The organism is Veillonella sp. CNR 79/14 (assembly GCF_003992185.1).
Classification (GTDB): Bacteria; Bacillota; Negativicutes; order Veillonellales; family Veillonellaceae; genus F0422.
Genome location: NZ_RQVH01000010.1, coordinates 37,287 through 58,654, shown reverse-complemented (window position 1 = coordinate 58,654; position 21,368 = coordinate 37,287). Strand labels below are relative to the sequence as shown.

At 40.3% G+C, this 21,368-nt stretch carries 20 protein-coding genes; all 20 read left to right on the top strand.

The window, feature by feature from the left end; genetic code table 11:
- Window positions 1-6: 6 nt before the first annotated feature.
- Window positions 7-261: a HypC/HybG/HupF family hydrogenase formation chaperone gene (locus tag EO119_RS04990; RefSeq protein WP_126940886.1), complete on the top strand. Its 255-nt coding sequence runs from the start codon at window positions 7-9 to the stop codon at window positions 259-261.
- Window positions 218-1,336 (top strand): hydrogenase formation protein HypD, encoded by a 1,119-nt coding sequence (gene hypD / locus EO119_RS04985; RefSeq protein WP_126940885.1) that lies wholly within the window; start codon window positions 218-220, stop codon window positions 1,334-1,336. The genes EO119_RS04990 and hypD overlap by 44 nt, the downstream gene beginning before the upstream one ends.
- Window positions 1,337-2,344: a hydrogenase expression/formation protein HypE gene (gene hypE / locus EO119_RS04980; protein WP_126940884.1), complete on the top strand. Its 1,008-nt coding sequence runs from the start codon at window positions 1,337-1,339 to the stop codon at window positions 2,342-2,344.
- A gap of 102 nt (window positions 2,345-2,446) precedes the next feature.
- Window positions 2,447-2,893 carry a hypothetical protein gene (locus tag EO119_RS04975; protein ID WP_062401864.1) on the top strand — a complete coding sequence of 149 codons (447 nt, stop codon included), beginning with the start codon at window positions 2,447-2,449 and terminating at the stop codon, window positions 2,891-2,893.
- A gap of 57 nt (window positions 2,894-2,950) precedes the next feature.
- Window positions 2,951-4,057, top strand: coding sequence for a hypothetical protein (locus EO119_RS04970; protein WP_126940883.1), 1,107 nt, complete (start codon window positions 2,951-2,953; stop codon window positions 4,055-4,057).
- A gap of 9 nt (window positions 4,058-4,066) precedes the next feature.
- A complete protein-coding gene (locus tag EO119_RS04965; protein WP_126940882.1) occupies window positions 4,067-5,626 on the top strand; it encodes an LptA/OstA family protein in 1,560 nt (519 codons plus the stop codon).
- A gap of 14 nt (window positions 5,627-5,640) precedes the next feature.
- A complete protein-coding gene (galU, locus tag EO119_RS04960; RefSeq protein ID WP_009353569.1) occupies window positions 5,641-6,528 on the top strand; it encodes a UTP--glucose-1-phosphate uridylyltransferase GalU in 888 nt (295 codons plus the stop codon).
- Window positions 6,529-6,752: 224 nt separating this feature from the next.
- The gene (locus EO119_RS04955; protein WP_126940881.1) at window positions 6,753-8,381 is read left to right on the top strand and encodes a phosphoenolpyruvate carboxykinase (ATP); all 1,629 of its coding nucleotides are present in this window, start codon (window positions 6,753-6,755) and stop codon (window positions 8,379-8,381) included.
- A 12-nt stretch (window positions 8,382-8,393) separates the two neighbouring features.
- A complete protein-coding gene (gene brnQ / locus EO119_RS04950; RefSeq protein ID WP_062401853.1) occupies window positions 8,394-9,734 on the top strand; it encodes a branched-chain amino acid transport system II carrier protein in 1,341 nt (446 codons plus the stop codon).
- A gap of 213 nt (window positions 9,735-9,947) precedes the next feature.
- Window positions 9,948-10,913, top strand: coding sequence for an ABC transporter substrate-binding protein (locus EO119_RS04945; protein ID WP_126940880.1), 966 nt, complete (start codon window positions 9,948-9,950; stop codon window positions 10,911-10,913).
- Window positions 10,914-10,948: 35 nt separating this feature from the next.
- Window positions 10,949-11,848: an ABC transporter permease gene (locus tag EO119_RS04940; protein WP_126940879.1), complete on the top strand. Its 900-nt coding sequence runs from the start codon at window positions 10,949-10,951 to the stop codon at window positions 11,846-11,848.
- 15 nt (window positions 11,849-11,863) lie between these two features.
- A complete protein-coding gene (locus tag EO119_RS04935) occupies window positions 11,864-12,655 on the top strand; it encodes an ABC transporter ATP-binding protein (RefSeq protein WP_126940878.1) in 792 nt (263 codons plus the stop codon).
- Window positions 12,656-12,778: 123 nt separating this feature from the next.
- A complete protein-coding gene (rpsO, locus tag EO119_RS04930; protein WP_009353572.1) occupies window positions 12,779-13,045 on the top strand; it encodes a 30S ribosomal protein S15 in 267 nt (88 codons plus the stop codon).
- Between the two features lie 143 nt (window positions 13,046-13,188).
- Entirely contained in the window at window positions 13,189-15,450 is a 2,262-nt protein-coding gene (locus EO119_RS04925) for a TonB-dependent receptor (protein ID WP_126940877.1), read from the top strand.
- A 184-nt stretch (window positions 15,451-15,634) separates the two neighbouring features.
- A complete protein-coding gene (locus tag EO119_RS04920) occupies window positions 15,635-16,783 on the top strand; it encodes a hypothetical protein (protein WP_126940876.1) in 1,149 nt (382 codons plus the stop codon).
- Window positions 16,784-16,886: 103 nt separating this feature from the next.
- On the top strand, window positions 16,887-17,441 hold the full coding sequence (gene fapR, locus EO119_RS04915) for a transcription factor FapR (RefSeq protein WP_126940875.1): 555 nt from the start codon (window positions 16,887-16,889) through the stop codon (window positions 17,439-17,441).
- A gap of 9 nt (window positions 17,442-17,450) precedes the next feature.
- A complete protein-coding gene (gene plsX, locus EO119_RS04910; protein WP_126940874.1) occupies window positions 17,451-18,479 on the top strand; it encodes a phosphate acyltransferase PlsX in 1,029 nt (342 codons plus the stop codon).
- Window positions 18,463-19,458 carry a beta-ketoacyl-ACP synthase III gene (locus EO119_RS04905; RefSeq protein WP_126940873.1) on the top strand — a complete coding sequence of 332 codons (996 nt, stop codon included), beginning with the start codon at window positions 18,463-18,465 and terminating at the stop codon, window positions 19,456-19,458. Before plsX ends, EO119_RS04905 begins: the two co-directional genes overlap by 17 nt.
- A 10-nt stretch (window positions 19,459-19,468) precedes the next feature.
- Window positions 19,469-20,413 carry an enoyl-[acyl-carrier-protein] reductase FabK gene (gene fabK, locus EO119_RS04900; RefSeq protein WP_126938133.1) on the top strand — a complete coding sequence of 315 codons (945 nt, stop codon included), beginning with the start codon at window positions 19,469-19,471 and terminating at the stop codon, window positions 20,411-20,413.
- A gap of 15 nt (window positions 20,414-20,428) precedes the next feature.
- Window positions 20,429-21,367: an ACP S-malonyltransferase gene (gene fabD, locus EO119_RS04895; RefSeq protein ID WP_126940872.1), complete on the top strand. Its 939-nt coding sequence runs from the start codon at window positions 20,429-20,431 to the stop codon at window positions 21,365-21,367.
- The last annotated feature ends 1 nt before the right edge of the window (window position 21,368 follow it).

The following is a 21,368-nucleotide window of genomic DNA, read 5'->3' as shown; positions in this document are numbered from 1 at the left end:
GATACTATGTGTTTAGCAGTACCTGCACAGTTGGTGCATATTAATGAAACGATTGGTACCGTAGAACTAACAGGGGTACAACGAGAGTGCAGTCTGTTATTGGTGCCGGAAGCAAAAATTGGAGATTGGCTATTAGTCCATGCGGGCTGTGCCGTACAAATTGTAGATGAGGAGGAAGCGCGTTTGACCCTTGAGGCATTCCGCGAATTAGAAGAACTTGAACAAGATTACTTTAACAGAAAAATCGAAGGTCGCAACTAGCTTACTAGAGCGGATTCGTGAATTACATGATCCAGAAGAAACGGTGCGGTTTATGGAAGTCTGCGGGACCCATACCGTGGCTATCTTCCGTGAAGGCATCCGTCAAATGTTACCGAAAGGCATCGAGCTGATTAGTGGACCTGGATGTCCTGTCTGTGTGACAGATCAACAATATATGGACCAAGCTCTGGCCTATGCAGCTCAAGATGACGTAGTGATTGCCACCTTTGGAGATATGCTGAAAGTACCTGGCACGACAGGTAATTTATGGCAATCTAAAGAAGAGGGGGCCCACATTGAGATTATCTATAGCCCAATGGAAGTACTTTCCTTAAGTGAACAATATACAGATAAGAAGATTATCTTCTTAGGCATTGGCTTTGAAACGACTATAGCTGTCATAGCAGCTACAATACAGGCAGTTCATGCAAAGGGACTCAAGAATGTATTTTTCTTGATTTCTCATAAATTGGTGCCTCCTGCATTACGCGCTTTATTAAGTAATCCAGATCATCAAATTGATGGATTCTTGTTGCCAGGTCATGTAAGCGTTATCATTGGAGAACAGCCGTATCAATTCTTAGCTGATGAATATCATATGCCAAGTTGTATTGCTGGCTTTGATGGTGTGGAAATTTTAGCAGCCATTGTAAATCTCTTAGAACAACGTAAAGAAAAGAAATTTTATGTAGGAAATACGTATCGGTCCGTGGTGGCAAAAACGGGAAATCCAGTAGCACAACAATTAATGGATACCTTGTATGAGCCGTCTGATGATGGTTGGCGTGGTATTGGTACCTTACCTGCATCAGGATTAAAGTTGCGAGGTGAATGGTCTGCTTATGATGCATTAGTACAATTACCATTGCCTCCGTTTACCACTAGTGATGGACCGAAAGGTTGCCAATGTGGGTCTGTTATCCAAGGGATGATTCATCCTGATGCATGCCCTTTATTTGGCAAACTTTGTACGCCAGAGCATCCAGTAGGAGCTTGTATGGTATCCGTAGAAGGTAGTTGTTCAGCTTGGTATAAATACGGTTTTTCCAGCGGTGGAATGACTTGGGAGGAATAAATGGAACGGATTCGGTTAGTCCATGGTAATGGTGGTAAATTTAGCCACGAACTAGTGGACAAATATATTGTGAAATATTTTTCTAATCCAATATTAAATGAATTACATGATGGGGCTGTATTTCCCGTTACTAATGGGCGTATGGCTATGAGCACAGATTCCTATGTAGTGACGCCGCATATATTTCCTGGTGGTAACATTGGTAAGTTAGCTGTATGTGGTACAGTGAATGACTTAGCCATGATGGGTGCTATTCCTCAGTATTTGTCTTGTGGACTCATTTTAGAGGAAGGGTTGCCTATCCCTACGTTAGAAGTGGTGCTACAAACCATGTCTGATATGGCACAACAAGCGGGTGTTTCTATCATTACAGGAGACACGAAGGTGGTAGAAAAGGGTTCTGTTGACGGAATCTATATCAATACAGCCGGTGTAGGTATTGTACCAGACTATGTACAGTTAGGTACTCCCTATATTGAAAGTGGTATGAAAGTTATTGTATCCGGCACCTTGGGTGACCATGCCATTGCTGTTATGGGAACTCGGTATGGATTAGATTTGCCAGACACAATTCAGACAGATTGTGCTCCCTTACATACTATGTCCCATGCCTTATTGGAAACATTTGGAAAAAATATTGCTTTTTTTAGAGATCCTACTCGTGGTGGATTGGCCACCACATTACAAGAAATTGCAAATTCTGCTCAAAAGGGGATTCGATTGCAAGAGTCTGCCATTCCTGTCCGTGAGGAAGTGCAAGCCGTATGCCAAGTATTAGGGTATGACCCATTGTATTTAGCCAATGAAGGTAAAATGATTGTCATTGTACGTGCTGATGTGGCAGATGATGTAGTGCAGATGATGCGGACTTTTACAGAAGGTTGTGATGCTGTCATCATTGGTGATATAGTGAATGGTAATGCTGGTAAAGTAGGTTTACAAACGGCAGTAGGCGGAATTCGTTTGTTAGATATGCTCGGAGAAGACCAAGTTCCACGGATTTGCTAAAAAATGTAAGATTTCACGAAAAAATCATGGATATCTCATATACTTTGTATAGAATAAAAATTTATTTTTTGATACAATGGAAAGGAAAAGGAGGATATTACGATGAAAAAACAAATCGTAGCTGCTATGGTAGCATTCTCAGTAGCCACTGTGGGTGTTGTTGGAGTGCAACAAGCTCAGGCGTTCAATTTAGGAAGTTTATTAGGAGGCGCCTTGAAAGTGGGAGGCGTGGGCTTTCTAGTAGATAAATATGGAGACTCCATTAATAATTTCTTGAACAATTTATTAAAGCAAAATAATTTGAGTACTACCTATTCAACAAAAGTAGTTCCTATTGTCAGTCTTGGTAAAGGTGGCCATATTGGTGCAGCACAGATAACAGGACCTAGTAGTGAAGTGGAACGTGTGGAAGCGGTAGCACAAATTGAGGCTAGTTTTAATTCCGTAGCTCGCGTAAAAGGACTAGTACCGATTGACAGTACGAACCCAACGACTGCAAATCGCATTCAAGGGGTTGGCGTATCCGCAATTATAGATTTGAAGATTTAATGGATTAGCACGGGCTTGCCCGTGCTATCTATGTGTTAGTAGAGATGAGGAGATACTATGAAACGTTCTGCTGTATTAGGAGCTGTATTTGCTCTTTTAGCAACAAGTGTATGGGCTGCACCAGACACAGTATTAGAAAAAACAGAAGCTTTGGAAAGTACTGTGTATGGTAAAGTACAAGTAGGTGCATTAACAGATCGAGTACATCAATTACAAGATACTATTTATGGTACAAAACAACAAGGTAGTATTACAGGGCAAGTGGAATCTTTGTATACATCTGTGGAAGGTCAAGGAACAAAGGTAACATTGCATCAAGAAGTCAATGCTTTGGAATGGATGTATTATGATGAAGTTCATAGTGGCTCTCTCGTAGAACGCATTGGCGAAATGGAACGCAGTGTGAATGGACTAGAAGCAAAAGGTTCTTTACAAAGTCGTGTACAAAAATTAAAGCAATCTATTTTTGGAACACAAGTAGCATTGCGAACAAAACTAGGAACTATTGGGGCTGATCAAGTATTTACTCTAGAATTAACAGAACCAGTAACATCTCAAAAAAATGTGAAAGATGATGTAGTTCATGTCAAAGTAGCAGAAGATGTAATGGATGGGGAAACTCTGTTGATTCCTAAAGGAACAGTAGGTACTGGCCATATTACGGAAATTACAAAAGCAAGATCTTTTGGACGTAATGCAAAATTAAACATTGTATTTGATAAATTACAAGGTATTGATGGTACAGTTTTCACAGCCATCCAAGGTGAAGAAGCTAAGTCTAAAACAAAAGGAGAACTAAAAGCGGCTGGTGCGTCTGTAGCAGGGGCTGTTTTATTAGGACCTGTAGGCCTTGTAGGGGGCTTCTTTGTAAAAGGTAAATCTATTGATTTACCAGTAGGAACTCTTGTGTATGTACAGCCTGAATCCTCTGTTACTATTTCTGGGGTGGAAGTACATGGTGTAGATACGGGAGCTGTGCAAAAAGCTCCTGTGGAGCCAGTGGTCGCACCAAAAGCAGCAGCTGAACCAGTAGCAGCATCAAAAGGAGTAGCTGAATCAACGCCAGCTCCGGCTGTAAAAGCAAAAGAAGAACCTGTACAAGTGGTACCAGATGATTCTTTAACTGAAAAACCTGTCATCATTGTAAAACGTGAGAAAGACTAGGAGATGAGCATGAAAAGATATTCTGTAACAGCCGCTGCTATTTTGACGGCATTGGCATGTACACAAGGTCATGCCCAAACAGTAGATGCTACGACCCCAGTATTCGAAGCTACTCCAAAGGTTGCCGACATTCAGTATGTGCAAATGCCTAAGATTTCCACAGTATCTACAGATACGCAGTATGCGCCAAATTTGCAGGTTAAAGCAATTGAAAAAAAAGGCAAACAAGTGGTAGAAAAACCGGCTGTACCAGTTCGTATTGATGCAGATAAAATGTATTATAACGATACTACTGGTCGTGTATGGGCCAATGGCGCTGTAGAAGTAGAACGGGGCAATCAACAACTATTGTCAGAAAGACTAGAAGGTAATACGAAGACCCAGCAATATGAAAGTGTATCGGACTATCATTTTTTAGAAGATAAAGGGGATACAAAGGACTTAAAAGGTTCTCACATTACCTACAATGCTACTACTGGAGCAGCTCACACAAAAAATGTATTTGGCTATGCCGATCCCTATTGGGTAAAAGCAGAAGTAGGTGACTTTGATGGTAAAACAGGGCGCATTGAAAAAGGTTGGTTAACGACAAAACATGCCATTGCTTTTAAAGGGGCACCTGATTATCGTGTGGAAGGGGACTATATAGAGGTATTCCCTGGAGATAAAGCAGTCATTCATAATGCAAGCTTTTATATTAAAAATAAACGGATTATTTCTGTAAATAAATATACGGTGTCTTTGCGTCAAGATAAACAAGGACAAGTGAGCGTATTTTCCTTTGTACCAAGACCGAAATATAATTCTTCTGATGGATTGAGTTTAAATGGTAAAATTGACTATCCAGTATCTAAACATGGGGAACTTTTCTTGCATTATACTTGGGGAACTCATATTGGGTTTAAACCATCCTTTGGGTATGTTCATTTCTTGCCTTGGGGAGAAGCAAAGATAGCGTATAGTCGCGAGTCAGCTACATTAAATGCGAAAAAAGTATGGGTCGAGAAGAAGCCTGAATTATCGGTGGATACGCATGCGTATCATCTTGGTAGCACTCCTGTGACTATTCGTGGTGGTGTTAGCTATGGTAAATGGTATGAAGGTCATATCAAGGGAACTCATGCTAAGATGTATGGTGAAGTATCTCATGACCCAGTTCATATAGGGCCTAATACAGAGGTTACCTTCTATGGTGGTTACCAACGTGATTACTACGGATATAATTCGTCGGTTCGTTCTATGCCATATTGGGGTGTAGCTGCCAACACCAACCTAGGACCTCGTGTGAAAGCTTGGGCTGGATATCGTCAAAGTAATGTATCTGTCTCAGCCGACTCTCCATATCCATTTGATCAAATTGATGTGAAGTATAATTTATACTATGGGCTAAGTGTACAAGCTACTCGATTAGATCGCTTTAGTGTACAGATACAACGAGATATGCAGACTCATGAGTTACGGTATGTAGATCTTACATGGCATCGTGATTTACATTCCTTTGAAGGATCCTTGACATATCGTACAAAACAAAAGAAATGGGAATATACATTGGTAGCGAAAGATTTTTAATCTAAGGGGAAACCATGAAAAAAGTTAGAAAAGCAGTGATTCCAGCGGCAGGCTTTGGTACACGCTTTTTACCAGCCACTAAGGCACAGCCGAAAGAGATGTTGCCTATTGTGGATACACCAACAATACAATATATTGTGCAAGAGGCTATCGATTCAGGTATTGAAGATATTCTAATTATTACGGGACGCAATAAGCGTGCGATTGAAGATCATTTTGATACTAGTGTGGAGTTAGAGCAATTATTGCAACAACAAGGTAAGCAACAACATCTTGATATGGTGAGAAATTTGGCGAATATTAAAGTTCATTACATTCGTCAGAAAACAGCCCGTGGATTGGGTGATGCTATCTATTGTGCGAAGTCTTTTATAGGGGATGAGCCATTTGCTGTTCTATTAGGGGATGATGTGGTCTATAACCCACAAAGACCGTGCTTGAAGCAATTAATTGATTGTCATTATGCCCATGATGGTGTAACAATTTTAGGAACTCAATTTGTAGCTCCAGAAAAAGTTAGCTCCTATGGTATTGTGTCCGGTAGTGAAATCGAACCGAATGTGTATGAAGTAGCAGGTTTGGTGGAGAAGCCACCACTTGAGTATGCTCCATCGAACTTGGCGGTATTAGGTCGTTATATTTTGACGCCAGATATATTTGATGAATTAGAAAAAACTCCCCAAGGGGCGGGCAATGAAATTCAATTGACCGACGCGATTGCTAGACTTTCCTCAAGAATTTTAGCTTACTCTTATGAAGGGGTGCGCTATGATATAGGCGATCGATTAGGATATTTAAAAGCGACTGTAGAATACGGCTTACGAAATCCACAGTTGGCTGAGGCATTTAAATTGTATTTGCAAGACTTAGATATTGATTATATTATGAATCATAGATCTTAGTTGTATAGAATCAACGGATATTGTGAGGTGAATGCCTTGTGATATCCGTTTTTTCATAACTATTCATCGCATAGTAAAAATACATTGTGATACATATCACAGAGGCCTGTATTTGCTAGACTGATGCAGTATATATAATTGGTCTCATATTGTGAAATACTTAATTAAATGTTAGAATATAAGAATATGCATAAGTATAGTAAGTTAGAATTAATGAGGAACATATGGCAACAAGATTAAAATGGAAACATTCCGAAATTAAAGAGAATCCGCTCTTTTCCAAATTAAGAAGTACCATAGAAACTGCTTTTTATGGAAATAATGTAACACCGGTGAAGTCTATTGCACAGGCTTATGAGTTAGCCACGAAAGAACCTGGGGTCGTTGTATTAGATATGCCCGTATACCGTGCGGAAGAGCAAGGTTTACCGCAAGATGCCAAAGTATTAGTTACAAATAATGGTAAAACAACAGGTCGTTATGCAAAAGCTCGCCGTATTATTGGCGATGAAGGTATTAATGAAGTAGAATTATGTGATATTGCGCGGGATGCAGTATATGATAGCCGTCATAAAGAATGGATTTCAGCGCAAGCTATCGTAGGTTTGGATGAAGCTTTTACTGCTCGTGCGCACTTGATGATTCCTAAAGAGCATGCATCGATCCTATATTCTTGGGCTATTAATTTCCAATTTTTCAATGAGGAAGTAAAAGCCTTCTATAGAGGTAGTAAAGAGATTCCAGAAGGGGATATTTTTATTTACTCTGATCCAGATTATGTGGTAGAAGGACATCCAGGTGGACTGGCTATTTTTGACCCTGCTCATAACTGTGCTATGATTTTAGGTATGCGTTATTTTGGGGAACATAAAAAAGGTACTCTTACATTAGGATGGTCCTTGGCAAATCGTTATGGTTATGTGGCATGCCATGGTGGTATGAAACGATACAATTTAAAAGATGGTTCTTCTTATACGATTGGCGTATTTGGGTTATCAGGATCTGGTAAATCTACATTGACTCATGAACAGCATGGTGGACGATATGATATTTCTGTATTACATGATGATGCCTATATCATTCATACAGACGATTTGTCTTCCATTGCCTTAGAACCAACATATTTTGATAAAATGCAAGACTATCCAATGGAACATCCTGCTAATAAATACCTATTAACATTGCAAAATGTGGGTGTTACTTTAGATGAAGATGGTAACAAAGTTGTGTTAGCAGAAGATGTGCGTAATAACAATGGTCGTGCTATTAAATCACAATTCTGGACAGATAATCGTGTGAACTTTGTAAAAGACCCTGTGAATGCTATCGTGTGGTTGATGAAAGATAAAACATTGCCACCAATTTTAAAAGTTGATGATCCAATTTTAGCGGCTACTATGGGAGCTACTTTGGCAACACGTCGTTCTACAGCAGAAAAATTGGATGCTAATGTAGATCCTAATGCATTGGTGATTGAACCCTATGCTAATCCATTCCGTACCTATTCTTTACGTACCGATTATGAAAGTTACAAAAAACTATTCACTCAATCTGGTGTAGATTGCTACATTATGAATACGGGCTTCTTCTTGGACAAAAAAATTCCAAAAGAAGTAACATTAGGCTTGTTAGAAGGTTTGGTTGAGGGTAGCCTTAACTTTGAACCGTTCTATAAATATGAAAACTTAGAATATGTAAAAGTTGAAGGTTTTGAACCAGATTTTACAGTTCGTGAGTACCATCATATTTTGCACAAAGCATTTGAGTTCCGCTACGATTACATTGAAAAATTAAAAGGAACAAAAGATGAGTTGCCAAATGAAGTACTAGATGTATTAAAAATCATTATGTAAGGGGGAATAGTGATGAATCAAACATTATCTTGGGGTTCTGTAGCCTTTATTGGAACTATGTTATTCGGGATGTTCTTCGGAGCAGGAAACTTAATTTTCCCTGTTCACTTAGGACAAGAAGCAGGTCAAGCGTTGTGGCCAGCTATTTTAGGCTTTTTAGCGACAGCTATTGGACTACCATTCTTGGGTATTGTCGCTATGGGTGTATCTCGTAGTAATGGCTTACAAGACTTGGTAAGTCGTGTACACCCGACCTATGGTAAAATTTTCACCTTGTTATTGTACATCACGATTGGGCCAGCATTTGCTATCCCAAGAACGAGTACAGTATCCTATACAATCGGATTTGAACCATTCCTTGGCAGTGTCAATCCTGATCTTGCCTTAGGTGTATTTTCTGCAGTGTTCTTTATTATTGCCATCTTGTTCTCCTTGAATCCAGGAAAATTGATGACATACATTGGTAAAGTGTTAACGCCATTATTCTTAGTATTCCTAAGCATTTTATTAATCACTGTAGTGGTTATGCCAATGGGAGATTACGCATCAGTAGCGCCACAAGGGGAATATGCTACCCATGCGTTCTTCAAAGGTTTTACAGAAGGCTATAATACACTTGACGTATTGGCATCGTTAGCCTTTGGTATCATCGTTATCCGTGCCTTACAAGGTGTGGGGGTCACAGAACCTAAGGACATTGCTATGGGACTTGTAAAAGCAGGCTTCGTGGCATGCTCTATTATGGCTGTTATCTACGGTTTCTTAGCCTACAGTGGTGCTACAAGTGTCACAACATTAGGCCTTGCTAAAAATGGTGGTATTACCATGGCGCAAATGAATGCATTTTACTTCGGCAATGTAGGGGCTATCTTGTTGGCCATCATTGTTACACTAGCATGTTTAAAAACTTGCGTAGGTTTGATTGGTGCTTGTGGTGAAACTTTTGATGAAATGTTCCCAAACACATTGGGTTATCGTGGTTATGCATACTTAACAACAGCAGTGGGTTTCTTAATTGCTAACGTAGGCTTAACAAAAATCATCGAATTAGCTATCCCTGTGTTGATGTTCTTGTATCCATTGTCTATTACAATCATCTTGTTATCCTTTGCAGCACCTATTTTCAAAGGCAGACAAGCTGTGTATGCGTGGACAACAGCCTTTGCCCTTTTTGCGGCATTAGGTGATGCTATGGCAACAGCACCAGCATTTATCAATCAATCTGGATTTGTCCAATGGGCGTTGCCATATTACGGAATGCTTCCATTTGCTTCTATCGGTATGGGCTGGATTGTGCCGTCCATTATCGGTTTCCTTATCGGTATGGTGCATATCGCATTAGTACGTAAATAGTAGAATTAAAGATAAACGACTAGATTGTAATAATCTAGTCGTTTTGTTTATCTGTGAAGATAATGTCTCGTGACGACATTAGATTCTATAGAAATTTTAATTTATATATTTTCTATTACTTTCACATGTGGTATAATCTCTATATCTTTCCCATAGAAAGACTGTAGGCGGTGGCGCGTGGCTACCATGTAGTATAGTAGAAAGGAGATTTTTATGTGGAAAAAAGGACTGGCCCTGTTGGTGGTCTGTCTGGTGGGATTCTTACTATGGCATGAATCTTCACTAGAAGCACCAGGAGGAGGCAAGATGTACCGAGTGGGTATCTTGCAATTAGCGGAGCATCCCGCACTAGATGCAGCAAATAAAGGTTTCGTAGATGGATTACGGGAAGAGGGATTTGTAGATAATGTGATTCTTGACCAGCAAAATGCGCAAGGAGACCAATCTAATCTAAACACCATTGCCCAACGATTTGTGGCGCGTAATTCCGATTTAGTAGTGGCCATTGCGACCCCAGCGGTACAGGCTATGGCGAATGCTACGAAGGATATTCCTGTATTAGGCACTGCGGTCACGAGCTTTACCACAGCACGACTTGTGGATAGTGATGAACATCCGGGTGGTAATGTATCGGGTACCACAGATATGGTGCCTATGGAAAAACGAGTGGAATTAGTGCATCAATTATTACCGAATGCGAAAAAAATCGGTACTATTTATTCATCCAGTGAAGTGAATTCACAATTACAAGCAGAGAGTTTTCGAAAAGAAGCGCAAAAATACGGTATGGAATTAGTAGAAATAACCGTCTCCAACGTGAATGATGTGCCGCAAGCAGCGAATCAATTAGCTATTATGGGTATTGATGCAGTATATTTTCCAACAGATAATATCATTGCTTCATCCTATGCAAACATCGTCACTATATTTAGTAGCGCTAACGTACCAGTGTTTCCCTCTGATGAGACATGGTTAAAAACAGGTGGACTAGCAGCCTATTCTGTAGACTTTTATAGATTAGGAGTTCAAACTGGACATATGGCGGCCCGTGTGCTTCGTGGTGAAAGCACACCGGATAGCATGCCAATCGAGATGCAAGAGCCTATTAAATTTGTATTCAATCAAGACGAAGCGGATCGCTTGCATATCCAGATTCCAGAGTCATTGCGACAACAGTAGTATAGTAGTGGGGGCAACCCCGAGTAGGAGGATCTATGACAAACTTAATTATTAGTACCATTGCACAGGGCCTATTGTGGGCATTGTTGGCATTGGGTGTGTTTATTACTTTCAGAATTTTAGATGTAGCTGATTTAACAGTAGAAGGTAGTTTCCCTATGGGAGCTGCTATTTCTGCAGTATTGATTACCATGGGTGTGAACCCTTGGATCACAGTGATAGTTGCAGGTATTGGTGGTATGATTGCCGGAGCTGTAACAGGGTGGATACACACCAAATTAAAAATTCCTGCATTACTAGCTGGTATCTTAACCATGATTGCCTTGTATTCTGTGAACTTACATATTATGGGGAAAGCAAATATCTCCTTATTGCGCATGGATACGGTGTACTCCGCCATTCATAGCATGGGTATTTCCAATGCGGTAGCATTGACTATCATTGGTGTAGTGGTAACGGTGGTAGTAGGATTATTCTTATTCTGGTTCTTCGGTACTGAACTAGGCACATCTATCCGCGCTACGGGGGTAAATCCACAAATGATTCGTGCCCAAGGGGTAAACACAGATTCCATGATTGTTCTTGGATTACTATTATCAAATGGTTTTGTAGCTGTGTCGGGTGCGTTAATTGCTCAATCTCAAGGCTTTGCGGATATCGGTATGGGCGTAGGAACCATCGTTATCGGCCTCGCATCAGTTATTATTGGAGAAGTATTATTTGCTTCTTCTTCGGTAGTGCGCAAACTATTTGGTAATTCTTCCTTCGTGTTGAGCTTAGTAGCCGTTGTATTCGGTTCCATTATTTACCGTATTGTTATTGCTACTGTACTATATCTAGGTATGCCTCCAAATGATTTAAAATTATTTACTGCTATCTTAGTAGCCTTAGCTCTATCCTTACCAACGTGGCAAGGTAAATTTCGTCGTGGTTAAGAGGAGGGTATACACATGTTGGAATTAAAAGGAATTGTGAAAGCCTTCCATAAAGGCACTGTGAATGAAAAAATAGCTCTTCGTGGCATTGACTTACGATTAGAAGATGGAGATTTTGTGACTGTTATCGGTGGTAATGGAGCTGGTAAAAGTACGTTGTTGAACTCCATCGCTGGCGTATTCTCCGTCGATGAAGGTACATTGCATATTAATGATGTAGACGTCACTCATATGGCGGAATACAAACGGGCCAAATACATTGGTCGTGTCTTCCAAGATCCTATGTTGGGCACAGCAGGAAATATGCAAATTGAGGAGAACATGCTTCTTGCCTTGCGTCGCGGAAAACAAATGGGATTGTCTTGGGCATTCAAAGAAAATGAAAGAGAATTATTTAAACAGCAATTAGCTCGTTTGGATTTGGGCTTAGAAAATCGTTTGTCATCCAGTATGGGGTTATTAAGTGGTGGTCAACGTCAATCTATTACTTTGTTGATGGCCACTATGTTGAAGCCAGAAGTACTGTTACTAGATGAACATACGGCAGCCTTAGATCCTAAAACGGCAGAAAAAGTATTGCAGCTCACAGATGAACTAGTAAAAGAACATCATTTGACTACCTTGATGATTACCCATAATATGCGTGATGCCTTGCGATTCGGCAATCGCTTGATCATGATGGATAATGGTAAAGTTATCTATGATGTACGAGGAGAAGAGAAGGCTAGCTTAACGGTACAAGATTTATTAGAGCGCTTTGAAGTAGCCAGCGAAAATACCCTCAGTGACCGCATGATGTTAGGGTAAATACTTTACATTTATATGAAAGTATAGTATTATAGATACCGATGTATTAACCTAGGCGAGGTAATTGAGTCTCCGCCCATTACTTTGGCCTATGGAATTGTAATTTTTAGGAGGACATGAAATATGTTAACTACAGAAGCTAAAGCAGCTATTATTAAAGAATTTGCTGTTCACGAAGGTGACACTGGATCCCCAGAAGTACAAATCGCGATTTTAACTAACCGCATTGTATACTTAACTGAGCATTTAAAAGAGCACAAAAAAGATCATCATTCCCGTCGTGGTCTTTTAAAATTAGTTGGTCAACGTCGTAACATGCTTGACTACCTTCGTCGTAAAGACATCGAACGTTACCGTGCGATCTTAGAAAAATTAGGCTTACGTAAATAATTTTACGTATTTACAAAAAGCGGCTTCGGCCGCTTTTTTGTTATATATGAAGATATTTTCACAAAATGATTTGCAATATTGAAAATGAATGGTATACTAATAGGAAACTTGATGTTTGTTTTATAGTAAGAAGGGAAGTACGAATGAAACAAGTTAAACGAAATGCAACGCGGTTACTATTATTATCTATGGTTACGGTAGCGTTGGGCAGTTATACAGGGTATGCTCATGATGCGCAAGCGGTAGAAGAAACGGTGACCTTGCCAGATGTAACGGTAACGGCAACGAGAACCTTACAAGATATTTCAAAAACGCCTAGTTCTGTGTCTGTGGTGACAGCGAAGGATATTGAAAATCGCAAGGTGGATACGGTTGCAGATGCGATACAATTATTACCAGGGGTGTATAAAAGTCAAGCTTCGGCAGGTGAAATACAAATCCGTGGATTCGATTCTAAAAATATATCGGTACTCGTTGATGGCGTGCCGATGAATAATTCTTTCAATAATAAGGTGGACTGGGAAGTGATTCCCGTGCATTCCATCGATCGAATTGAATTGGTGCGTGGTGCTAGTTCCTCCTTGTATGGTGGTAAAGGGGTAGCAGGTGTATTAAGTATTACAACGAAACAAGTGGCACCGAAGGCAAATCGTCAAGGGATTCATTGGCATGGTAAGGTCAATGGTGGGACTTATGGCACCTGGAACAATGAGCTAGGTTTTGATGCTCGCGTGTCGGATAAGGTAGCCGTTGGTGTATCTGCAGAAGAACGTCGCACAAATGGATTCCCAGGATTTTTTGTGACGGAAAAAAGCAAGGCTATCAAAGAAGATGTAAAAGCTGTATCTCCTGACACGCCATTAAAACAGTTGACAAGTGGTAAATATGTGGTAGGGAATCGTGGGGATAAATCTTTGCATAATAAGAATTTGTCTGCTTATATTACGATGAACCTAGGCGACAAAGAAACGCTAACTTATCGCTATGTATATGCGAACCATAAGTACTCTTACCACAATCCAATTAGTGCGGTTACAGTAAATGGAAAGACCGTTTTTACAGGGGATATCAAGGTTAGTGATAAAAAATATGTATCTCTTAATGGCAATAGTTTCTTAGGTCATGATGCAGAGCGAGAATATCATTCTCATAGTTTGCAATATAAAAATGAAGCGAACAAATTACAGATTTCCTTGGGTTATTTAGATAAAAAGAAAGATGGCTATTCTGTGCCAACAAAAGCAACTTCAGGAGATTATGAAGGTCCAGGGACGCACTCCTTCTATCCAGGCAAAGCGTACAATCTAGATGTGCAAAAAGCATGGAAACCTGAAGGAAAACATCAAATTGTAGGGGGATTGAATTGGAAACAAGAGCGGTTTGATCAAGAAAAGATTTCTTTGCAATATTGGCGAGATAAAAACTCTAAAGATACTAAGGTATTCCCTAACGGTGTGAGTGAAACGAATACAGGGGCATCTCGCACGATGGCAGTTTTTGTACAAGATACGTATCGCCCTAACGATGATTGGGCTATTTATGCCGGACTTCGTTTTGATCATTTTAAAAAGTACGATGGGTCCCACGGGGAGTACAATAAGAAAACAAAGTCCTACGATGTTGCACATCATAATGATGGATCTTACACGGAGTTGAGTCCTAAGTTGTCCGTAGAAAGATACCTTGATGATTCTACCAACGTCTATGCATCCTATGGTCACTCCTTTGCACCGCCAACCTTGTACCAAGTGTACCGCTTCGGTCAAACATCTAAAACTCCTATTCATGCAAATCCAGAGTTAGATCCAGAACATTCCGATACCTTTGAACTTGGTTTGAAAAAATCTTGGAATGAAAGTACAAAATTAAACGTAGCAGCCTTTTATGTGAATACAAAGGATAAAATTCAATATGTTACATTTAAAAAGACAGATGGTACAGATAATTACAAAAAATATATCAATGTAGGATCAGAAACACGCCGTGGTGTAGAATTAGAACTTCGTCACAAGTTGTCTAACAACTGGTCTGTCTTTGGAAACTATACATGGCAAATGGGATATATAGAAAGTAAAGCTTTGACCAATACAGATCAAAGTGATGGAAAAGAACAAAACTTTGAAATTCCAAGGCACTTATTCCATGGTGGTTTTGAATACAATAGTGGCAAGTGGAATGCCTTGTGGGATATGCAATACGTAAGCTCCCGCAACAGCAAAGATACGGCAGGTGGCGAGCCGGAGTCAGAAGATGCGTACTTCTTGACTAATGCGTCCGTAAATTACAAAGTATCCAAAGAAGCAACATTGCAATTCGGAGTACAAAATATCTTCAATCGTGAATACTATGCGAGAGAAGCAACAGGTGGCCGTACGTATAATGTAGGCATGAAATTCAAATTCTAATACAACTATAATATTAATAATATGAGACGTTCCGACGAGGGGCGTCTCATTTTGTTACCTACTAGATGTTGTATGACCAATTGGAATAGCACTACCATAGGCAATGGCTCTTACCAATGGTATACTAAAGAGGATATAAAGATATTCATAGTAGAGGTCCAAGTGATTCGTAAGGGGAGTATGTATGAATGATAAGCGAAATGTACTAGCAGGACTTGTTATGGCATGTTTGAGTACTGTACCATTTGTGTATGGAGCGTCGGCAGAGGTAGGCTTTCAACAGGTTGTGACACAACCGGAGCTCATTGAGGTAAGCACAGCGGGGCGAGCTGTGGCGATGCGCAAATACCATGAGGTGCTCAACTATCCAGAGGGACTGCATATTAAAGTAAATGGTGTAGGGTATGACACGGTGCAGCAGAAGCACCATAATGTAACTGGTATTTATGTATTGGATGGTACTAAGTTAACTGTCCACAAGGGCTTGCAAGTAGATCTAAGTAATGCTAAGCCCTATGATCAACCTGATGAAATGGCACATTATTACATGAGTGGTATCTATGCCGGCTTTGGTCGAAAACATGTTGATGACCCGAAATATGATACAAAGGTGGTCGTTCATGGGCCCACGGTGATTCAAGCCGTTGGCAATGGGGTACAAGCTAATAAAGATAGTTATATTACCTTAGACGGTCCTGTGAAAATTGAAACTGTGCCATTTGAGCAAGCAGATGTGTATGCTGCTATTGTCGAAGAAGGTAGCATTGGTATTGGCACTAGTCGGTTGGCTGATGCCTATACGGGTACAGCCCTTGTACCTACTCCGAAGCCATCCCAATATGCAAGGGTACAAGTGACAGGCAATGTAGGGGTATTGAATAAAAACTATGGATTGAATCCTAATCCTGGACGTCATGGTTCGTATATTGTGATGAATTTAGGGACGAAGGACTCCGTGTGGACTGGGGCAGCATTAAATGAATTTGCTGAAAGTGGAAATAACCCTCATCAGTCTGGTGTTACACTAGAATTGAAAAATCAGGCAACGTGGCATAATCGATGGATAGGAGCTAAGCGACATCGCAGTGGACATGAAGAATTACTGCTAGCAACTGGCAAAGGATATACTTTTACAGGTAGTCATATTCAAACATTAATCGGCGGTGATACGCCAGAAACGGCAGGTATTATTTACCAAGAAGATACAGAACCTATTGTAGTAGATGTATTGCAGGGGTATGTAAAAATAGTAGATCGTAGGCCTAATGCAACAAATACAACTGCGCCCATTCGAGTGATAAGCAATAGAGGACAACTTACCATTCTCAAATAAGTATGCATATTTTGCATAGGAATCAAGAAAAGCTTGCATACTATTATCATTTTAGAGTATAATTGTATGGAAGTATTATTACTTGGTCATAAAAGGTGGTTATATGAGTCGTATAAAGAAGGAAGAACGACAACAGTTATTGCGCGAAAAACTGAATATAAGTCCCTTCACGACGGATGAGGAATTGGCCACATATTTTGGAGTTAGTGTTCCGACCATACGATTGGATCGTTTGGCTCTAGGCATTCCTGAATTACGTGAACGGATTAAGGCAATGGCACAAGAGCATTCTGATGATCGACAGCATATTGATCGGGCAGATGTGGTAGGAGATGTCATTGATTTAGCAGTAGGACAATACGGCATCAGTGTTCTTCGCACTACAAAAGACATGCTGGATCGCTCTGGTTACGTGGAGGCACAATATTTATATGCGCAAGCGAACTCATTAGCGAGAGCCATTGTAGGTGTACCTACGGTAATCGCTGGAGTTGGTAACATTAAATATAAAAGTCTCGTTAAGAGTGATGTCAATTTGGCGGCGAAAGCAGAGTTAGTGCGACAACGAGGAGAAAAATTCTTTATAAAAGTAACAATCAAAGATAACATAAAAGAAGTGTTTCGCGCTAAATTCATTATGGAATCTGTGGTAGAATAAAGGTGAATTATGAAGATTGCAGTAGATGCTATGGGTGGCGATTTTGCTCCCCTCGAAATAGTCTTAGGCTCTATTGCCGCTGTGCACGAATACGATACGATGGATATCGTGCTTGTCGGTGATGAAAGTAAAATAAAAGAAATATTAGAAGCAGAAGGTGAACTGGATAATCCACGAATTTCCATTCATCATGCCAGCGAAGTCATTGAAATGCATGAGCATCCAAGTATTGCGTTACGCAAGAAAAAAGATGCGTCTATTGCAGTGGCTACACGTTTAGTTCGTGATAAGGTATGTGATGCGGTCATTGCACCAGGTAGCACTGGGGCAGCTGTGGCATCAGCCTTGTTAGGATTGGGAAGAATTAAAGGGATTGAACGTCCTTGTATTGCAACACCACTACCAACAGCGAATGGAGTGACCATTATGCTCGATTCTGGTGCGAATGCAAATAGTAAACCGAAACATTTAGTGCAAGGCGCTATCATGGGATATAACTATGCACAATTGTTGCTTGGTAAACCTAACCCAACGGTAGGTTTGTTGAATATTGGAGAAGAATCGACTAAAGGTAATGAAGTTGTATTGGAAACCTATCCTTTATTGCAACAGCTAAAAACAATTCCTTTCAAAGGCAATGTAGAAGGTCGAGATATTCCCAAAGGAACAGTAGATGTAGTAGTTTGTGATGGATTTGTAGGTAATGTGGTGCTCAAGTTTGCAGAAGGTCTTGTAACTGTGGTACAAGATATTTTAAAAGAGGGCATCAAACAAAGTAGTATTATCTCTAAACTGGGAGCCTTATTGATTGTTCCTGTGTTTAAGAAAATAAAAAAACGACTAGATCATACAGAAAATGGCGGAGCTCCTCTATTAGGCGTCAATGGTGTATTTATCATTTGCCATGGTAGCTCAAAGTCTAAGGAAATTATGACAGCTATTAAAATTGCTGGAGATTTGGTAGAGCGGAAATTGATTGAGCATATTTCCTCAAGTATTCAAGAAGAAGGGACCCTAACATATGACAATGCTGAATAAGCCAGTCGGAATTATTGGTACCGGTAGCTATGTGCCAGAAAAAGTTCTTACAAATGCAGATTTAGAAAAGATGGTGGATACTAGCGATGCTTGGATTCAAGAACGAACAGGTATTAAAGAACGACGTATCGCACCAGAAGGTGTAAATGCTTCAGATATGGCTACAGAAGCGGCAAAAAAAGCCTTAGAAGCAGCTAAGTTAACAGCAGAAGATATCGATTGCATCATTGTTGCTACCTTAACAGGCGATATGGCAATTCCATCTACGGCATGTTTAGTACAAGCGAATCTAGGAGCTACAAAAGCGGCAGCCTTTGATTTATCGGCAGCTTGCTCAGGATATGTATACTCTTTGATTACGGCTAGTTCCTATATTAATGCAGGATTATTTAAAAATGTCCTTGTTGTAGGCGTTGAAGTATTATCTCGAGTAGTAAATTGGGAAGATCGAAATACATGTGTTCTTTTCGGCGATGGCGCTGGAGCTGCTGTAGTGTCTGCAGTAGAAGAAGGGTATGGTATGCTCGGTATGGATATGGGTGCTGACGGAAGTGGTGGAATGAATTTATGCATTCCATCTGGAGGTACGGCATTGCCACCGACTACAGAGCGCCGTGAAGAGGGATTAACTTTCATTCATATGAATGGACAAGAAGTATATAAATTTGCTGTAAAAACTATGGGTAAAACTGTATTGAAAGCCCTAGAAATGGCAAATATGGAACTGGAAGAATTAGATTTCTTCATTCCACATCAAGCGAATACTCGCATTATCAAATCTGCAGCAGATCGTTTGCATCTGACAGAAGATAAAGTATTTATTAATTTACCTAAGTATGGAAACACATCAGCAGCATCCATTGCGATTGCTTTAGATGAAGCAGTGCGTGCAGGAAAATTACACAAAGGAGATAATCTTGCCGTTGCTGGATTTGGTGCAGGATTAACTTGGGCAAGTCTAGTAATGAAATGGTGCTAAGGAGGAAAAGATGATTAAGACTGATATTTGTGATTTATTAGGGATAGAGTATCCTGTTCTTCAAGGTGGTATGGCTTGGTTAGGTACAGCTGAATTAGCAGCTGCAGTATCTGAGGCAGGCGGTTTAGGAATTATCGGTGCAGGACATATGCCTCCAGACGTATTCCGTGCTGAAATTCATAAATTAAAAGAACGTACAAGTAAACCATATGGTTGTAACATTATGTTAATGTCTCCATTTGTGAACGAAGTTATGGAAGTTGCTCTAGAAGAACGTGTTCCAGTAATCACAACAGGGGCCGGTAATCCATCTACATGGGTACCAGCTTTCAAAGAAATCGGTACAAAAGTAATTCCCGTAGTAGCTTCTGTATTATTAGCGAAACGTTTACTTCGTGGCGGTATCGATGCAGTCATTGCAGAAGGTACTGAGTCTGGCGGTCACGTAGGAGATATTACAACTATGTGCTTAATCCCTCAAATCGTAGATGCTGTGGACGTACCTGTTATTGCAGCTGGTGGTATTGCAGATGGTCGTGGTATGGCAGCAGCCTTAGCATTGGGCGCTAGTGCAGTTCAAATGGGTTCTCGTTTCGTAGTATCTGAAGAATGTATTGCCCATGAAAACTATAAAGAAGCTGTATTGAAAGCAAAAGATCGTTCCACAGTGATGACCGGCTTGACAACAGGTCATCCAGTTCGTATCATTGAGAATTTATTAGCTCGTAAATATCAATCCCTTGAGTTCAGTGGCGCACCAAAAGAAGCTCTTGAAAATCTAGGTGCTGGTACACTTAGAAAAGCTGCCATTGAAGGGGAAACTAAAAACGGTTCCGTTATGATTGGACAAATTGCAGGTATGTTGACTGACATTAAACCTTGCGCAACAATCATTCAAGATATTGTTCGTGAAGCAGAAGAAGTAATGTTGAACTTAAAATCTGTTATCCGATAAGCAGGAGGAAGCCTTATGAAAACAGCATTTGTATTCCCTGGTCAAGGGTCTCAAAAAGTGGGTATGTTGAAAGATTTGTACGAAGCGTATCCTATCGTAAGAGAGCGTTTTGCACAAGCAGATGAAGCATTGGGATATTCTATTTCACAATTATGTTTTGAAGGTCCAGATACGGAATTAGTAAAAACAGCAAACACACAACCTGCGATTTTAACAGCTAGTGTGGCATGCTATGAAATTTTAAAAGAAAAAGGCTTTACACCTGATATCGTAGGTGGTCATAGCCTTGGTGAATATAGTGCCTTAGTAGCAGCAGGTGTTCTTGATTTTAAAGATGCTGTATACGTAGTGCATAAACGTGGAGAATATATGCAAGAAGCTGTACCATTGGGTGAAGGCGCAATGGCTGCGATCTTAGCATTACCTCGTGAAGACGTAGTTCGCATCTGTGGAGAAGTGAACGATACTGTAGGCTCTGTGCAAGCGGTTAACTTCAACTGTCCAGGACAAATCGTGATTGCTGGTGCTACAAAAGCCGTAGAAGTAGCAGCTGAAAAAATGAAAGAAGCTGGTGCTAAACGTGCGGTTATGTTGCCAGTCAGTGCTCCTTTCCACAGTCGTTTAATGGAACCAGCAGCAAAACGTTTACAAGAAGAATTAGACAAAATCGAAGTGAAAGATGCTCAAATTCCAGTTGTAGCGAATATTACTGGGGAAATCTTAAAAGATGGAGTTGCTATTAAAGCGGCCTTAGTAAAACAAGCAGCAGCACCAGTACTTTGGGAAGATTGTGTAGCTACAATGGTAGACTTTGGTGCTACAAGATTTGTAGAAGTAGGTCCTGGTAAAGTGTTAACAGGATTCACTAAAAAAATTAACAAAGCAATGGAATTAGCCAATGTTGAAGATGAAGCATCCTTAGCAGCAGCGATTGCATTCTTACAAGGAGAATAAA

Coding starts and splice junctions, on each gene's coding strand:
- EO119_RS04990 (WP_126940886.1), top strand. CDS start 7: ATGTGTTTAGCAGTACCTGCACAGTTGGTGCATATTAATGAAACGATT.
- hypE (WP_126940884.1), top strand. CDS start 1,337: ATGGAACGGATTCGGTTAGTCCATGGTAATGGTGGTAAATTTAGCCAC.
- EO119_RS04975 (WP_062401864.1), top strand. CDS start 2,447: ATGAAAAAACAAATCGTAGCTGCTATGGTAGCATTCTCAGTAGCCACT.
- EO119_RS04970 (WP_126940883.1), top strand. CDS start 2,951: ATGAAACGTTCTGCTGTATTAGGAGCTGTATTTGCTCTTTTAGCAACA.
- EO119_RS04965 (WP_126940882.1), top strand. CDS start 4,067: ATGAAAAGATATTCTGTAACAGCCGCTGCTATTTTGACGGCATTGGCA.
- galU (WP_009353569.1), top strand. CDS start 5,641: ATGAAAAAAGTTAGAAAAGCAGTGATTCCAGCGGCAGGCTTTGGTACA.
- EO119_RS04955 (WP_126940881.1), top strand. CDS start 6,753: ATGGCAACAAGATTAAAATGGAAACATTCCGAAATTAAAGAGAATCCG.
- brnQ (WP_062401853.1), top strand. CDS start 8,394: ATGAATCAAACATTATCTTGGGGTTCTGTAGCCTTTATTGGAACTATG.
- EO119_RS04945 (WP_126940880.1), top strand. CDS start 9,948: ATGTGGAAAAAAGGACTGGCCCTGTTGGTGGTCTGTCTGGTGGGATTC.
- EO119_RS04940 (WP_126940879.1), top strand. CDS start 10,949: ATGACAAACTTAATTATTAGTACCATTGCACAGGGCCTATTGTGGGCA.
- EO119_RS04935 (WP_126940878.1), top strand. CDS start 11,864: ATGTTGGAATTAAAAGGAATTGTGAAAGCCTTCCATAAAGGCACTGTG.
- rpsO (WP_009353572.1), top strand. CDS start 12,779: ATGTTAACTACAGAAGCTAAAGCAGCTATTATTAAAGAATTTGCTGTT.
- EO119_RS04925 (WP_126940877.1), top strand. CDS start 13,189: ATGAAACAAGTTAAACGAAATGCAACGCGGTTACTATTATTATCTATG.
- EO119_RS04920 (WP_126940876.1), top strand. CDS start 15,635: ATGAATGATAAGCGAAATGTACTAGCAGGACTTGTTATGGCATGTTTG.
- fapR (WP_126940875.1), top strand. CDS start 16,887: ATGAGTCGTATAAAGAAGGAAGAACGACAACAGTTATTGCGCGAAAAA.
- plsX (WP_126940874.1), top strand. CDS start 17,451: ATGAAGATTGCAGTAGATGCTATGGGTGGCGATTTTGCTCCCCTCGAA.
- EO119_RS04905 (WP_126940873.1), top strand. CDS start 18,463: ATGACAATGCTGAATAAGCCAGTCGGAATTATTGGTACCGGTAGCTAT.
- fabK (WP_126938133.1), top strand. CDS start 19,469: ATGATTAAGACTGATATTTGTGATTTATTAGGGATAGAGTATCCTGTT.
- fabD (WP_126940872.1), top strand. CDS start 20,429: ATGAAAACAGCATTTGTATTCCCTGGTCAAGGGTCTCAAAAAGTGGGT.